We start from the raw sequence: 17,004 nt of genomic DNA on the forward strand, positions 1-17,004 counted from the left end.
AAAGAAAATGCTGCTTACGGATGAGTCCAGCCATTTGAACGAATTCGACGTCGCATCATACAAATACATCATTTCCGCATAAGAGCGCTCTGTCGACTTGGCTCGCTTAGCAACACCAATCACTTTATTTTGGTCATTGATATCCGTCGCTATGGTATAGCGGTAAATACGGTCATTACCCTGTTCGATATTCAGGTTCGGAATGTAAGAAACCGTCCAGCTCTCAGCGGTTGGAGTGCCAGTCACACCATCTTTCAGCTTAAAGATAGCTGCGCGCACCGCATAATAATCGTTGTCCACTGAGTCGGTGGTGTATCCCACCATCACTGGCTTACCGTCAACCAGAGAAACCGCCCGGGCTGATGCCTGGAAAGAACGATTGTTGTCATCTGGGTCTAACGCCGGGCGATCCGATGCACGGGCTGCAACTAACTGAGCTTCTGAAGTGGCTGAACCATCAACATTCCAGAATGCCGCCTCATTGGCGAAGACAGTAAACTGACAGGCCCATGAATTAAATATCGTGCCTGGCGTCGCGCCATTGGTGACACAGTCATTCAGGTCGCCACGTTTGATCGGCACGTCATCGGGCAGCTTGATATTGTCATTGAGATTAGATGGCGCAAACGCCGCGCTGCCAACCACCAGTAGATTACCAGCGGGATATTCGACAGCATCCCAGGCTAATGTCTGCCCCATGTTTTTAACCAGGTCATTCCCGGCTACCGGCAATAATGAAACCTTAGTGCTACCCATACTGGCATCAAGATTCACAAAGCCGCGCTTGTTGAACTGGCGGGCATAATGGTTGTTATTGGCGAAGTATGCCGAGCTGGTCACGCCCAGCGTATAGTCACCCAGCGTTGAGGTACCGACTGCACTGACCGCACCATTGGCGGAGACATGATCGCCACCATCCACCAGCGTGCCGAGTGACGGTGTCACGCTTGAATCATACCCTGCCAGATCATTGGCAAACGTAGTGACACGCTCAAATGCGTCGGCACCGTTATCTAAGAATGGCAGCGTGTTAGCATAATAATTGTTCTGCCAGGCAAACTGCTCTCTGCGCAGGCCGCCATATCCCGAGCCATCTTCCGGTTTGTCCGAGTTATAACCAACACCAAAAAACCGCGTTTCAGCCCAGGTATCACAGGTGTTGAATCCATATGCAGAGCTGCAGTGTCTTTCCAGTGACCACTCATCATTGATCTGCTGGAAGTTATCCAGCTGGTATGGAATCTCATCGCGGATATCAATACCGTCACTGCCAAAGCGGCTTTCACCGAAGACTTTATAACTGGTTGATGAACAGCTGGTTTCAAAGCAGTTTTCAGTGCCTGTTGACGGACTGATCCCCTGGCCGTAAAACTGCACCTGGCTGGTCAAATCACTGTTGTTTTTATCGTAATATTGCAGTGCATCTACACCACTGGCATCACCGCTCACTTCAACAACGTCGTAAACCGCCGCTTGTGCCTGCGTGACGCTGGCAATAACAATTGCCAGCGTTGAAAACTTGAACATCTTATGTCGCATTAGGATTCCTTCTGCATTGCTTCTAGTTCTTCCCAACGTTCAAAGGCGACTTCCAGTGCCTGCTCTGCCTCGGCCAGGCGTGACAGGGTCACTTGAGTGTCATCAGTTGAGCTTTGGAAAAATGCAGGATCATTGATTTTTTCCTGCAACTGGGCAATCTCATTTTCCAAATCTTCCAAACGAGACGGCAATTCTTCAAGTTCTTTCAGAAGCTTATAAGACAACTTCTTACCCGGCTTATCCCGGCTCACTTGCTGCCGCTGTTGGCTTTCATCTTTTTTATTCTCGGCGGCTTGCTCTTCTGCCTGTGCTTTGGCACGTTGTGCAGCAGAGTTGGCTCGCTGGGCTTGCGCATCATGGTAGCCACCCACGTATTCATTGACGACACCCTGACCTTCAAAAATCCAGCTTGTGGTCACAGTATTATCAACAAACTGACGATCGTGGCTCACTAAGAGCAAAGTGCCCTGATAATTGGCAAGAATATCTTCCAAAAGTTCCAGAGTTTCGATATCCAAATCGTTTGTTGGTTCATCAAGAACCAATAAATTATTGGGTTTCAGGAATAACTTGGCCAGCAACAAGCGGTTCTTCTCACCGCCAGACAGCGCCTTCACAGGCGTGCGCGCTCTTTTGGGGTGGAACAAAAAGTCCTGCAGATAACCTAACGCATGGCGGCTTCGGCCGTTGACCGTGACTTCCTGTTTACCTTCTGCCAGGTTATCCAGCACGGTTTTTTCGGGATCAAGTATTTCACGGTACTGATCAAAATAAGCCACTTCCAGCTTGGTACCACAGTGAAAATGCCCTTCCGTCGCCTGCAGCTGGCCCAGCATGAGCTTGAGCAAAGTACTCTTACCGCAGCCGTTTGGCCCAATCAGGGCGATACGGTCACCGCGCATGACGTTAAAGCTGAAATCATTAATGATTGGCTTGTCGTCGTAACGGTAGCTGATATTCTCAGCTTCAAAGACAACCTTGCCTGAACGACGGGCATCCTGAAGCTGCATATCCGCTTTACCCATCACTTCCCGGCGCTCGCTACGCTCGGCACGAAGCTGCTTCAGCGCTCTTACTCGCCCTTCATTGCGGGTACGTCTCGCTTTAATGCCCTGACGTATCCAGGTTTCTTCCTGCGCAAGTTTTTTATCAAACTCAGCGTTCTGCTCGCTTTCGATACGCAATAACTCTTCCTTCGCGTCGAGATACTTATCGTAATCGCCAGGGAATGAATTCAGCTTGCCTCGATCCAAATCGACAATACGTGTCGACATTGAACGAATAAAAGCCCGGTCGTGAGAAATGAAGATGATAGAGCCACGGAAATCTTTTAAGAAACCTTCCAGCCATTCAATCGTAGCGACATCCAGGTGGTTGGTTGGTTCATCGAGCAAGAGAATATCAGGTTCACTCACCAGAGCACGTGCCAGCGCGGCTTTACGCTGCCAGCCGCCTGACAGGTCAGCCAGCAAAGTGCCGGCATCTAACTCGAGGTGTTCTAATACAGAGCTGATTTTGTTGTCAAACTGCCAGGCATTAGCATGATCCAGTTTTTCCTGTACCTTAGCTAATTGTGCAAAGTGTATTTCACTTGCATCCGTGGTGATTTTATCGAGTAAGTGGTGATATTCGCGAAGCAAACCACCCACTTCTGATAAACCTTCTGCAACAAAATCAAAGACAGTGCCTTCTGCATTGCGAGGTGGATCTTGTTCCAGCCGTGAAACCTTTAATTCACTCATACGCTGGATACTGCCATCATCCAGCAGTACCTCACCGGCGATGACTTTCATTAACGTGGATTTGCCTGCACCATTACGGCCGACCAAACAAACACGCTCATTAGGTTGCAGCAGAAATTCGGCATGATCCAATAATGGATGATCACCATAAGCAAGCTGCGCGTTACTGATTTTAATTAATGCCATGACTCTTTAACCAAAGTGCCAGCTCAGCGGCATCGAAAGGCCAGCCAAGCTCAGAAACAGATTCATTGTCGTAAAAAGATACGACCGGTATTGTGACGCCGTAACGGGAAAACAGGTTGTCGTCAAAAGCAATATCAACGACATCTACCTGCTCTGAAACTCCGGCCTCCGTAAGCAGTGCATACGCCTGCTCACAGAGGTGGCATCCCTCCGTACTGTAGAGGATGATAGACAAGTAACAATCCTTAGTTTATCGACTTCAGCGACTCAAACATCGCCTTCCTTATGGGTAATAATCCAGCAGTTATGAATTTGCTTATTACGGGCAAAATCCATCGGCAGTGTTTCAGAAGAAATGTTCTTCGCCACCAGCCCCAAATCTGCTAATGCCGCTTCATCCATCTTGAAGTGGCGTTTATTATTTGAAAACACAATCTCTCCCCCCTTGCGCAGCATTCGCTTCAGGTTCTCCATCAGCATGATGTGGTCACGCTGCACATCAAAACTCTGTTTCATGCGCTTAGAGTTGGAGAAAGTTGGCGGATCAATGAAGATCAAATCAAAGGTGTCATCCACTTCCTGCAGCCATTGCAGGCAGTCCGCCTGAACATATTCATGCTGGCGGCCGACCTGACCATTCAAGGCCATATTTTCCTGTGCCCAACGCAGATAGGTATTTGACATATCAACCGTTGTTGTGGATTTCGCGCCACCGCAAGCAGCATGTACCGTTGCCGAGCCAGTGTACGCAAACAGATTGAGGAAATCTTTGCCTTTTGACATTTCGCCAAGACGACGACGGGTAATTTTATGATCCAGAAACAGCCCGGTGTCGAGATAATCAAACAGGTTAACCTGCAGCTTTACACCGTATTCGTTGACCGTCATATAACGCGATGCATTAGACAGCTTCTGATACTGGCTTTTACCTTTCTGGCGCTCTCGCACCTTCAACACCACTTTATCGCTATCAACGCCCGTCACCTGGATGGTGGCACGCATAATATCCATCAATCGACGGCGGGCCGTTTCCTCAGGTACGGATTTAGGTGCTGCGTACTCCTGAATCACCACATAGTCGGCATACTTGTCGATCGCGGCATTGTAGTCAGGCAAATCAGCATCGTAGACACGATAGCAATCCAACTCTTCTTTCTTTGCCCATTTATCCAGTTTCGACAGGTTTTTCTTCAGGCGATTCGCAAAATCCGGTGCAACCAGCGTTTCTTCAAGTTGCCCTTCTTTCGCACCTTCTACCTGCTTAACACCACCGGCAGTGATCTGATATGTCTTGAGAACACAATCTAATGCGCCGTTGCGCAGCTTAAACTGCTTATCGGCCCGCATACGCATACAGCTCAGCAATTCATTCGACGAGGAGAAGATCGACGCCACTGAACCGGCAAAGGCCAGCTTGAGGCGATTTCCTAACTCGGTGTAAAGCGCAATCAGCTCAGGGGTGGTACCCAGACGCTCACCATAAGGGGGGTTACACAAAATCACACCGGTCTCGAATCCGTTAGGACGAACCAATTGGGTTGCATCACCGTATTCGAAATCAATCAACTCACTAACACCGGCGCGGCCTGCGTTATCTCTGGCCACAGTCAGGATACGCCTGTCCATTTCGCGACCAAAGAAAGGTGTTGTGACGTTAGCCACACCCCGACGGGCTTTCACAGAGGCTTCGGCATGAATCTCTTGCCAGGCACCCTGGTCAAAATCATTTAAGGCTTCAAATCCCCAACGCTTACGCTTTAATCCCGGCGCAATTTCCGCTGCTATCATGGCCGCTTCAATCAATAATGTGCCTGAGCCACACATTGGATCTAACAATGGCTTCTCTGGCGTCCAGCCACTTTTCATCACCAAAGCCGCAGCGTGAGTCTCGCGCAATGGTGCTTTACCCGCTTCAGTACGATACCCCCGCTGGTGAAGGCCACTCCCCGCCATATCCAAACCCACAATGGCTTTATCGTTCGACAAACGCACGTGGATACGTAAATCAGGTCGTTCACGGTCAATTGTCGGACGAGGCTGATTTCCCTTGGTAAACCGGTCAACAATGGCATCCTTAACTTTCATCGCGCCATACTGGCTGTTACGGATTTCACGGTTAGTACCGTTGAAGTCGACCACAATACGGGTACGGGAACTGAAATACTGCTCCCAGCTGATCGCTGTCGCGCCGAGATACAGATCCAGGTCGTTCCTGACGTTGAATTCGCTTAATACCTGGACGATACGTGATGCAACACGAGTCCATAAACAGCAACGATAAGCCGTATTCTGATCAGCGGAAAAGCGAACGCCGGCATGCACAACTTTTACTTGTGCAGCACCTAGTTGAGTCAGTTCATCGGCCAGAAGATTTTCCAGACCACGGGAAGTAATAGCGAGATATTGATTCATGGGTTTCTTTTCAAACAAATGTTGCCCGCGATTATACCTGAATTCACAGATATGCGCCTGTATCAGCTATGCCGGCCAGTCATTTTTTCTGCACTGTTCGAGTATAAATCAAGCTAACAATCGCAGTTTGCCACATCACAGACGGTTTATCTTTGCAATCCGCCACCCGCCAAGACAGCAAAACAGATAAACGCATACTTTTCAGAATGTCTCACCCAGGCAAATAGTTTCCCACAGGAAACAAACCTGACCTAACTGCTTGAATACAATCCATAAGACGGATTAAGCAAGCACTTACCTCTATGTCCGCAAATCGTTTCCACAGGGAAACGGTAAATAAAAATACATCTAAATCAACTACTTAAAAACAACAGGCAATCAGAGAGATCGCGTAATTACTGAAGATGCCGCTGCCAAACACAAGCAATGTTTGTAAGCAGTCGCTATCCCCACGCCTATGTATATACAATAACCTCTCGTCACACCAATCGCCCCAGGCACAACTCTTTCCTGTCAGGAAACTTAATCCAACGTGTTTATTCAAGTTTGTAATGGGCTTTCACAAATGGGGAAAACAGGGAAATATCTACCCAGATAAACGATAATTTACCGGAAAATAGTGGTGTTTTTTTGTCCAAAAAAAAGGCAAGTAACAATAAAAAAGTCCCTTTTTTTACTTATTTTTTGCATCAAGATGACGTTATGTCGCTCAATACCCGTATAGATATTCATCAAATGACGCACTGATGGCTAATATCACCACGGCAGCGGATATATCTGGAGCCGTTAATAAGACAAAAACGGCGATAGCAGATAGCAGATAGCAGATAGCAGATAGCAGATAGCAAAGCATGATGCCCTCTGTGGAGAACAGGGACTGAGAAAACACCCTGATTAAGCCAAGGGCCTGTTCAAAGGTACGAGAAGCGGCATGAGATAAAACACGTGTGTTTAGATAAGAAGAGAGTATGGGAATTTGCGCAGAGAATCGATCAGTGACACAAACAGCTAAATCCGGTCACGTAAAGCAGCTGATTAACCAGGCATGATATGCCAAGTGGCTGATAGTTTAGTGGGGATATGTAGAAATGTGGAAATGTGCTTTTAAAGCCTATTGGTGTAAATCGTTGTTAAGTATACCTTTCCAGGCCCAACGATTAGCCTACCAGCGCCAAGCCCAGCTCTGTGTCTAAATGGACGGCCTGCATTCTGTCGTTCATTACTTTGATAATGCCGCAGAATTCCATTTCTTTCCCTGAAGTCAGAACATGAGGTTCCACATCTGCCAGCATGCACAGGCTCGCACAACCGCTGTTTTCAATAACCAGGTAACGGGCAGCGCCGAAATCGGTATCCAGCCCGATGATCTCGCCGTTATGAGGCGTATAACCACCCTCTTGCTGAGAAAAAAACCAGCTTTTAGGCATCATGGGTTTATGAAAACGACTGGCAGCGACAGCATTTAAGGCCAGTTCGACCTTACGCGGAGCAGACAAATCCAACGCAGAAATGCTTTCGAGATATGTTTGATAGGTACTTGCATCGTCAACCGTGAACTCGCATCGATTAAAGGCGCAAGCAATAAGATGTTTACTCGGAATTGAAACGCGGAAAACCATCTCTTCGCCCAGGTCGAGCATTAAAGAGTCATTCTTCTGGTCGTAATACCACGTCCATGAATTATTTGGTTTTAACACGATAGGCTCCAATGTCAGTGTCTTAACTGTGATCAAAGCAAGCAAATTAAGTACGTAAAAGGAATTGTACTAAGTAAGTGATAAAATAAAAGGGGAAAAAATTTGTAAGATCATAGTGTTAAGCTATGTAATTTTGACAAAATACCGCTTTTTACCGATGTTGGAACAAAAAAAAGCCCACATAAAGTGGGCGTTGTTTGTATGACGGCAGATTTACAAACGCGAACGTTTAGTGACAGCGTCACTCATTATCGTAAATCACAATTGAGTACGATATCTTTAACCAGTTTAGGGCCATGATAGATAAAGCCTGAATATACCTGGACCAAACTGGCACCGGCTAGCAGCTTCTCTCTTGCAGCAATGGCTGAATCAATGCCACCTACCCCAATAATAGGGATTTGCCCTTTTAGCTCATGATTAAGCATACGGATGACTTCCGTGCTTCTGTGCTGCAGCGGACGCCCACTCAAGCCGCCGGCCTCATCACAATGCGGCATTCCCTGTACCAGGGTACGATCCAGGGTCGTATTCGTCCCTATCACACCGTCTATCTCATTTCGGATCAATGAATCGGCAATCTGGATCAGCTCGTGATCTTCGAGATCAGGTGCGATCTTCAGCGTAAGCGGCACGTATCGGCCAAACTTCTCAGCCAACGATGTTTGTCTGCTCTTCAATTGCGTCAGCAAATCATCCAATGCCTCACCGTACTGAAGATTACGTAGCCCTGGGGTATTCGGTGATGAAATATTCACAACGATATAGCCAGCATGCTCGTAGACTTTATCCATACAAATCAGATAGTCGTCTACCCCTTTCTCCAAGGGTGTATCTTTGTTTTTACCGATGTTGATACCGATAATTCCGTCAAACGTGGCTTTCTTTACATTTTCTACCAGTTGGTCAACGCCTTTATTGTTGAAACCGAACCGGTTGATAATACCTTCTGCAGGTTTTACCCGAAAAAGTCTGGGTTTGTCATTTCCCGGCTGAGGTTTAGGCGTCACAGTGCCGACTTCAACGAATCCGAAGCCCATTGCGCCAAAGGCGTCAATACATTCGCCATTTTTATCCAGGCCAGCGGCCAGACCAACAGGGTTTTTAAACTTGAGTCCCATGACTTCAACAGGACGATCAGGGAGGTTTTGACGGTAAAAAATATCGAGAGGTGTACCGGTGAAGCGAGAAAAGTTCTTGATAGCCAAATCATGCGCTTTTTCAGGATCAAGCTGAAACATGGCCGAACGCGCGAGGCGGTAAATCATTATACCTCCTTAAAAAAAGCCCCGTATAAACGGGGCTAGATTATTCACTGATTTGGTTTGCAATTCAAATTTAATAGCACCAATTCACGCATTGCAACGGAGAATTTTGCAAATTCATGGGCTGTACCCACCTTGAATTCAGCAAGTACGCTTTCCCAGCGTTGAATGGCGGAGTGATGATGCTCAATCCACATCTCAATCAGCGTTTCAGGTTTTTCATTGCCCTTGCCTGCTCCGATAACCGCAGATGTGAGCTGACGTTGCTGCCAATCCAGATCTTCGCGGAAAGAAGCACGAGCCAGTGCCTGCCAATGGTTTTCAACCGGCTGATTGTGAACCTGTTGCAGGAACCAGTGCAGCGACAACTGTGCGCCAAGTACAAAGTAGACACGAGCAATAAAGCCAACATCTTTGTTCAGCTCTTTCGCACTCTGCGCAATATCCATGGCAGAGTACAGGCTGCTCAGGCGGGCAATATTGTGCGCAAGCTGTGCCGGGACGCCTTCATTGATCATGCTGTTCGCCTGATCATCATGCTCCTGCACTTCTTCAGCCACCAGGTACTGTTCCAGGTTATCACGCAGGTTGTTCAGCGTTGGCTGATAGAATGCAATTTGCTCTTCAATGCCCATCTTGCGATCGCGGTTACGCAAGAACCAGCGAGTGATGCGACGCAGCATACGACGGCAACGATACATCATCTCGTACTGGATATGCGCAGGCACTTTATTGTCCAGTTCGCGGATTTGCTCGAAGAACTGCTCAAAGCCAAACACATCACGGCCAACAGAGTATGCAGACGAAATTTCCGCCACTGTCGAACCCGTCTCTTCCTGCAAACGGGTGACAAAGTTACAACCCATCTCGTTAGACATCTGGTTGGCCAGCGATGTGGCAATCAACTCTCCTTTCAGAGGGTGATTTTCCATCTGAGCACGATACTTTTCTTGCAGTGCTTTCGGGAAGTATGCCGGCAGCAGGCGGTTATGATAAGGATCTTCAGTGATCTCTTCAGTAACCAGCTCTTCTTTCAGCACCATCTTGCCGTAAGCAACCAATACAGCCAGCTCCGGACGCGTCAGACCAATGCCGTCTTTCTCGCGCTCTGCCAGTGTATCGTCATCAGGAAGATACTCCAGGCCGCGATCCAGCTTGCCTTCTTTTTCCAGATGATGGATGAAGCGGATCTGCTCTTTCAGCAGCTGTACGCTTTGATGCTGAGTCACAGAAATAGACTCACTTTGGGTGTACGCATCGTCCAGTACGATATCGCCCACTTCATCTTCCATCTGCTCAAGCAGAAGGTTGCGTTGCTTGTATGTCAGATCACCCGCAGCCACCAGACCATTGAGCAGGATCTTAATGTTAACTTCGTTATCAGAGCAGTCTACACCGCCCACGTTGTCAATAAAGTCTGTGTTAACTCGTCCGCCATTGATCGCAAACTCGACACGACCCAGCTGAGTCATACCCAGGTTACCACCTTCACCAACGATCTTGGCGCGCAACTCGCCGCCATTGACACGCAGGCCATCGTTAGCACGGTCACCAACATCGGCATGGGTTTCACTGGCAGCCTTAACATAAGTACCGATACCGCCGTTCCACAACAGATCCACTTCCATCGTCAGGATCAGTTTGATCACTTCGTTTGGCGTCAGGCTTTGCTTGCGCGTGCCTAAGAGTTTCTGAATTTGTGGCGACAGCTTAATAGACTTGCTGCGACGCGAGAATACACCGCCCCCTTCAGAGATCAGGCTGGCATCGTAATCTTCCCAGCTTGAACGAGGGAGATTGAACAGACGGTTACGCTCTTCCCAGCTGGAGGCTGCATCTGGGTTTGGATCCAGGAAGATGTGCATATGGTTAAAGGCTGCAACCAAGCGTGTATGCTTAGACAGCAACATACCATTACCGAATACGTCGCCGGCCATGTCACCGACACCAGCACAGGTGAAATCTGTTGTCTGGCAGTCAATACCCAGCTCACGGAAATGACGCTTAACAGATTCCCAGCCACCTTTGGCAGTGATACCCATTTGCTTGTGGTCGTAGCCGTTAGAGCCACCAGAAGCAAATGCGTCCCCCAGCCAGAAGTTATAATCCGCTGATACCGAGTTAGCCAGATCAGAGAATGTCGCGGTGCCCTTATCGGCAGCAACAACCAGATATGGGTCGTCCTCATCATGACGAGCAACATTGCTTGGATAAACAATCTCGCCTTCAATGATGTTATCAGTCACATCCAGCAGTGCGCGAATGAAGCGCTTGTAACAACGCTGACCTTCAGCCAGGATTTCCTCACGGGTTGTCATTTGCGGCTGACGCTTACAAACGAATCCGCCTTTTGCACCCACAGGTACGATAACTGTGTTCTTAACCTGTTGTGCTTTAACCAGACCCAGGATTTCGGTACGGAAATCTTCCTGACGGTCTGACCAACGCAAGCCACCACGGGCCACCTTGCCACCACGCAGGTGAACACCTTCAATATCTGGCGCGTACACGAAGATCTCGAAGAAAGGTACAGGTGCCGGAATTTCCGAAATTTCAGACGGACGCAGTTTCAGCGACAGCCATGGCTTAGGCTGGCCTTGTTCATCAGTCTGATAGTAGTTGGTACGCTGGGTAGCCAGAATCATTTCCATATAACGACGGATAATACGGTCGTCATCCAGACTTTCGACTTCTTCCAGCTTTTCATTCATCTTAGTTATCAGTGCTTCTTCAGCTTTTGCACTGAACTTAGTTGCCGGATCAAAACGCAAGGCAAACAGATCAACCAGATCACGCGCCAAATCAGCATGGTTGGCCAGCGTATCTTCGATGTATTGCTGACTGAATGGAAAACCAACCTGGCGCATATAACGGGCATAGCTGCGGACAATAGTGATTTCGCGGCCAGTCAGCTCTGCACAAAACAGAAGACGGTTAAAGCCGTCACTTTCCAGTTCACTGTGCCAGATAGCAGCAAACGCTTCCTGGAAACGATCTCGTGCATCGCTCAGATCAATCTCGTTGCAACCATTGACCAGCATCGCAAAGTCGAGGATCCAAAATACGGTTCCGTTCGCTGTAACGATCTCGTATGGCGATTCTCCGATCACACGCAAGCCAAGGTTTTCCAGCATTGGCATCACATCTGACAGATGGATTGGCTCATCACGATGGTAAAGTTTCAGCTTCACAAAACGGGAATCTGTTGCCACTTCCTGCGGACGGTAGAACAGCATGCCCAGCTTGTTGTCTTCGCTCAGGCTTTCCAGCAGCTCAATATCTGCAACCGCAGAACCTGGCAGCATTTGTTCTTTATAAGAACGCGGGAAGGCGCGCGCATAGTTTTTCGCCAGAGGGGTTCCCTGATTTTCACCGAAGTTTGAGATCAGTGAATCAATTAAACGATCTTCCCAGGAAGCAGCCGCTTCGACCAGATTACGTTCGATCGCTTTTACATCTACATCAAAGTTGTTGTTATCTACACGCACAATATAATGAGTTCTCGCTAGTGGGCTCTCTGAGAAGAAAGTGGTGAAATCCACGTTTTGTTTAGAGCCAAAATACTCTTGGAAAATTTTCTGAGTCTTGACACGCAGTTCGGTGTTATAACGCTCGCGGGTGACATAGACCATGCAAGAGAAGAAGCGACCGAAAGGATCACGGCGAACAAACAGACGCAGAAGATCACGATCCTGCATTCTTACAACACCGCTGGCCACATCCTGCATTTCTTTTTCACTGGCCTGAATCAGCTCATCGCGCGGATAGGTTTCCAGAATGTTATTCATCGCCTTCCACGAGTGTGAATCTTCTGAATAACCACTGCTTTGAAGAATGCGTATCACTTTATTGCGGATCAACGGAATATTCATCGCTGTCTGATGGTAAGCCGTTGCAGCATACAGGCCGGTGAAACGGTGCTCGCCGATGACATTGCCGTCTTTATCCAGACGTTTAATACCGATGTAATCAATATAGGCAGGACGGTGAATCTTCGACTTACCGTTGCTCTTGGTCAGAATCAGCAGATTTGGCTTTCTCGCTTCAACTCGCGCTGATTCAGGCAGGTCAGACAACATAAGTGAACGGGCTTTACCCGGCTTGCTCAGGAGACCCAGGCCTTTTTCGTCGCAGGGACGCAGTTCAAAATCACCTTCAACAGGCACCAGATCGTACTGGTGATAACCCATAAAGGTAAAATTATGGCGTGTCACCCACTCCAGAAACTCAATCGCTTCTTCACGGTGGCTTTTATCTACCGGCAATTTCGCTGCTTTAAGTTCTTCTGCAATCTCCAGCATTTTGCTCTGCATTGCCTGCCAGTCATTCACGACCAGCTCGATATCTTGCAATACTTGCTCAAGCTCGGTTTTCAAAGCATCCATTTCTTCTTTGCTGGATAACCGATCGACTTCAATGTGGAATAAAGTTTGCAGATCTCCGGATTCTCCACATGCTTCAATGATCACCCCTTGATCATCGCGCTTGAAGAAATACGGGCCATTGAACATCAAATGACTGGTGATGCCCAGACGGTTTAATGTCATGCGGACTGAGTCGACCAGAAAAGGATGATCCGGCATCACAATCTCCACTACCGTGTGGGTTGACTGCCAGCCATATCGACTCAATGTCGGGTTATAAACACGAACAGAAATTTGGTCAGGTTTGTTTTGCACTAGATGGTGCCAGAGGCTAAGTACTGCACCATACAAATCAGATTCATTCCGTTGAAGCAGATCATCATCTGCCAGTTGTCCTAACAATCGTTGAGCAAACACTTCGACTAATGACTGCTGAGGGGATTCTATCTTGTCCTGGATTAAGCCATACACTTTTTCAAGCAGTACCGGCACTATTGTGTCAGGTGCGGTCATAGCAGATGCTCCATCGTTATTACTTTTATCAATCTAGTATAGGGTTTTATAACGACGCCCCGAGTTCAGCGCTAAAAAACTTCTCTCTGGCGAGGTATTGTTGACTCGAAAGCTATTGTAGGGGGTTTTGTTGCCAAATGGTTACGTTAATTACTCTGGTTTTTGAAGAAAAAATCGAATATGTGACTAAGGTAGATGTTTTGACTGGTAGCCTGCCAGCAGACAAAAATTCCAATGCGATAACTTGCTGTTACACGCACTTTTTGGTCTAACCATCTAAAAATATAAACTTTTTTCTAGCCGTGAAACTAATCAAAATTTCAGGCAAGTGAATATGGAATACTTTATTCGCAACAGATAAAAAAACCAGTTTCGCATAATTATGTAGGATATTTGTTAATATCCGACTAAAGACAGGTTTTAAGCGATTTTCTCCAACTTTTCAAAGCGGTTTTCTGCGCTGACCATAACCCGAAAACGCCCTTTTATACCTAACTGACTGAGGAAAGGACGAAGTCTGACGGCCGGGAGCTGCAGCCGGAGGCCCTCATCGGTGTGAACCAGCACTGAGCTGGCAGCACCTGAGTAATGCTGCAGGTAGGTGTGATAGGGAATGTTGACTGAAAAGGTGTATCTCTTCATGCAAACAAGCCTGCTTGATCGAATAAAATTGGTTGAATAAAAAAGAAAGGCTCCCGGAGGAGCCTTCTGATTAAAACAGACTTGCTTTATTGTTCAAGTGCTTTTTCCACTTTCTCAAACAAATCTCTCGCCAGATTGTCCAAACCGGCCAGTTTCTCCAGTTCGGCACGCATCAGTGCCTGGCGTGCCTCATCATACAGGCGGTACTTGAGGAAAGGCTCAATCAGGCGTGAAGCCAACTGCGGGTTCGACGTATTCAGGGCGGTCAGTATCTCAGTCAGGAAACCATAACCACTGCCGTCTTTGGCGTGGAACCGAACCGGGTTATTGGCGCAGAAGCTCGCTACCAGGCTGCGCGTACGGTTCGGGTTCTTCAGGCTAAACGCTGGGTGTTGCATAGTGTCACGCACATTATCCAGAGCGTTTGCCGCCGGATTTTTACCCTGAAGAATAAACCATTTGTCCATGACCAGTCCGTCATGGCTCCACTTGTCGCTGAAATCTGCCATCTGCAATTCGCGGCAGGCCAGTTGTGCTTCATTAGCCGCTGACATGGCAGCCATAGTGTCTGTCATGTTATCGGCCGTTTCATACTGAGCTGACACCAGTTTTTCACCCTGCGCTGTCAATGCCAGATAAGCAAGGCAGCGATTACGCAACGCACGCTTGGCTATCGCGCCATGCTCAATACTGTAGCTGGCTTGCTTCAGTGAGTGATAAATGGCAGTCAGCTCATCTTCCAGCTCTGTCGCCAGAAGCTTTTCGAGCTGTCCGAGCACAGCATGGATGGCATCCACATCAACAACGTCATACCAGCCAGCCACTTCATTCTCGCTGGGCAGAGTCAGCATTTCGGCAATAAAGGCAGGATCGAGTTTTTCGTCCAGTAACGCCCCGCGGAATGCATCCACCACGTTTTCAGGGAAAACCACAGCTTCCCCCGTTTGTACCGCGGCCACATTACTGCGAATGTATTTGGCAAGTAACATCTGACCGGCATCCCAGCGCGCAAACTCATTGCGCGCATGAGTCATCAGGAATACCAACTCCTGGTCACTGTAATCGTACTCCAGGACAACCGGCGCCGAGAATTCACGTAACATGGAAATCACAGGCTGCTCATTCACCTGATCAAATTCAAAAGTCTGCTCAGACTCAGTGACATCCAGTACATGATGCACTTTCTCTCCGTTACGCTGTAACTCAATAACCTGACCTTTGCTGTCGTAGAGTTCAATATCAAACGGAATATGCAGTGGCTGTTTCTCTTTTTGCCCGGCTGTAGGTGCCGTCTGTTGTTTTACCGTGACACGGTAACGTTTGGCACCGGCATCATAGTCGGTGCTGACTTTTACAATCGGTGTGCCCGACTGGCTATACCATAAACGGAACTGACTCAGGTCAACACCCGAGGCCTCTTCCATCGCCAGCACAAAGTCGTCACATGTCGCTGCTGTTCCGTCATGGCGTTCAACATACAGTTTCATGCCTGCCTGAAAACCTGCTTCGCCCAGCAGCGTATGCATCATCCGGATCACTTCACTGCCCTTCTCATAAACGGTCAGGGTATAGAAGTTATTCATCTCAATGACTTTTTCCGGTCGAATCGGATGCGACATCGGACCGCGGTCCTCAGCAAACTGTGGCCCACGCATCACACGGACGTTGTTGATTCGGTTTACCGGCCGAGAGCCCAGATCCGATGAAAACTCCTGATCCCGGAATACAGTCAAGCCTTCTTTCAGGCTGAGCTGGAACCAGTCCCGGCATGTAATGCGGTTACCGGTCCAATTGTGGAAGTACTCATGACCAATCACCGCCTCAATGCCCAGATAATCCGTGTCCGTGGCAGTGGCCGGATTCGCCAGTACGTATTTGGAGTTAAAGATATTCAGGCCTTTGTTTTCCATCGCCCCCATGTTGAAGAAATCAACGGCAACGACCATATAAATATCCAGGTCATATTCCAGACCAAACCGCTCTTCATCCCATTTCATGGAGTTAATGAGCGATTGCATGGCGTGTTCGGCGCGATCCAGATTGCCCTTATCGACAAAGATTTCCAGTGCAACGTCACGACCGCTGACTGTTTTATAATTGTCACGCAACACATCAAAATCACCGGCAACCAGAGCAAACAAGTAGCAAGGCTTTGGATACGGATCCTGCCACTGAACCCAATGACGACCATTTTCCAGCTCGCCGCTTGCCACTTTATTACCATTGCTCAGCAGATACGGGAAGTTGGCTTTATCTGCGATCACTTTGGTGGTGAAACGGGCAAGTACATCCGGGCGGTCCTGATAAAACGTAATGCGCCGAAAACCTTCCGCCTCGCACTGGGTACAGAAGCCACCGCCAGATTTATACAGACCTTCAAGCGCGGTGTTTGCTTCCGGGTTAATCTCGGTTTCAATGGTCAGTTCAAACTCTTCAGGCAATTGACGAATCAGCAGGCCATCTGCCGTCTCTTCATAGTGCTGCCAGGTTTCACCATTGATTTCCAGCCGACGCAGAACCAAATCATCACCGTCTAATTCCAGTGACGTCACACCTTCAGTTTGTTGCTTCACTTTACTGACAGCAACAACGCGGGTCGCCGTGTCCTGCAGATCAAACACCAGATCAATATCGGTAATCGTAA

General features: G+C 48.1%; 9 protein-coding genes. All 9 read right to left on the bottom strand.

What is annotated here, in order from left to right; translation table 11 throughout:
* Positions 1-1,539: DUF3466 family protein (locus P0Y67_RS20290; RefSeq protein WP_342393308.1), on the bottom strand; the 1,539-nt coding region annotated here is incomplete at its 3' end.
* Entirely contained in the window at positions 1,539-3,467 is a 1,929-nt protein-coding gene (locus P0Y67_RS20295) for an ABC transporter ATP-binding protein (RefSeq protein WP_342393309.1), read from the bottom strand. The genes P0Y67_RS20290 and P0Y67_RS20295, both read right to left, overlap by 1 nt.
* Positions 3,454-3,702 (bottom strand): glutaredoxin family protein, encoded by a 249-nt coding sequence (locus P0Y67_RS20300; protein ID WP_027252204.1) that lies wholly within the window; start codon positions 3,700-3,702, stop codon positions 3,454-3,456. Before P0Y67_RS20300 ends, P0Y67_RS20295 begins: the two co-directional genes overlap by 14 nt.
* Positions 3,703-3,734: 32 nt before the next feature.
* Positions 3,735-5,879, bottom strand: a complete 2,145-nt coding sequence (rlmKL, locus tag P0Y67_RS20305) for a bifunctional 23S rRNA (guanine(2069)-N(7))-methyltransferase RlmK/23S rRNA (guanine(2445)-N(2))-methyltransferase RlmL (protein ID WP_342393310.1) — start codon at positions 5,877-5,879, stop codon at positions 3,735-3,737.
* A 1,157-nt stretch (positions 5,880-7,036) separates the two neighbouring features.
* Positions 7,037-7,576, bottom strand: coding sequence for a cell division protein ZapC (locus P0Y67_RS20310; protein ID WP_342393311.1), 540 nt, complete (start codon positions 7,574-7,576; stop codon positions 7,037-7,039).
* Between the two features lie 248 nt (positions 7,577-7,824).
* On the bottom strand, positions 7,825-8,844 hold the full coding sequence (pyrD, locus tag P0Y67_RS20315; RefSeq protein ID WP_218385864.1) for a quinone-dependent dihydroorotate dehydrogenase: 1,020 nt from the start codon (positions 8,842-8,844) through the stop codon (positions 7,825-7,827).
* A gap of 44 nt (positions 8,845-8,888) precedes the next feature.
* Complete coding sequence (locus tag P0Y67_RS20320) at positions 8,889-13,718, bottom strand: NAD-glutamate dehydrogenase (RefSeq protein ID WP_342393312.1); 4,830 nt, start codon at positions 13,716-13,718, stop codon at positions 8,889-8,891.
* 420 nt (positions 13,719-14,138) lie between these two features.
* A complete protein-coding gene (locus tag P0Y67_RS20325) occupies positions 14,139-14,360 on the bottom strand; it encodes a DUF2835 domain-containing protein (protein ID WP_342393313.1) in 222 nt (73 codons plus the stop codon).
* Positions 14,361-14,446: 86 nt separating this feature from the next.
* A partial coding sequence (gene pepN / locus P0Y67_RS20330) for an aminopeptidase N (RefSeq protein ID WP_342393314.1) occupies positions 14,447-17,004 on the bottom strand: 2,558 nt, incomplete at its 5' end.

Source organism: Photobacterium sp. SP02 (genome assembly GCF_038519165.1).
Taxonomy (GTDB): domain Bacteria; phylum Pseudomonadota; class Gammaproteobacteria; order Enterobacterales; family Vibrionaceae; genus Photobacterium; species Photobacterium halotolerans.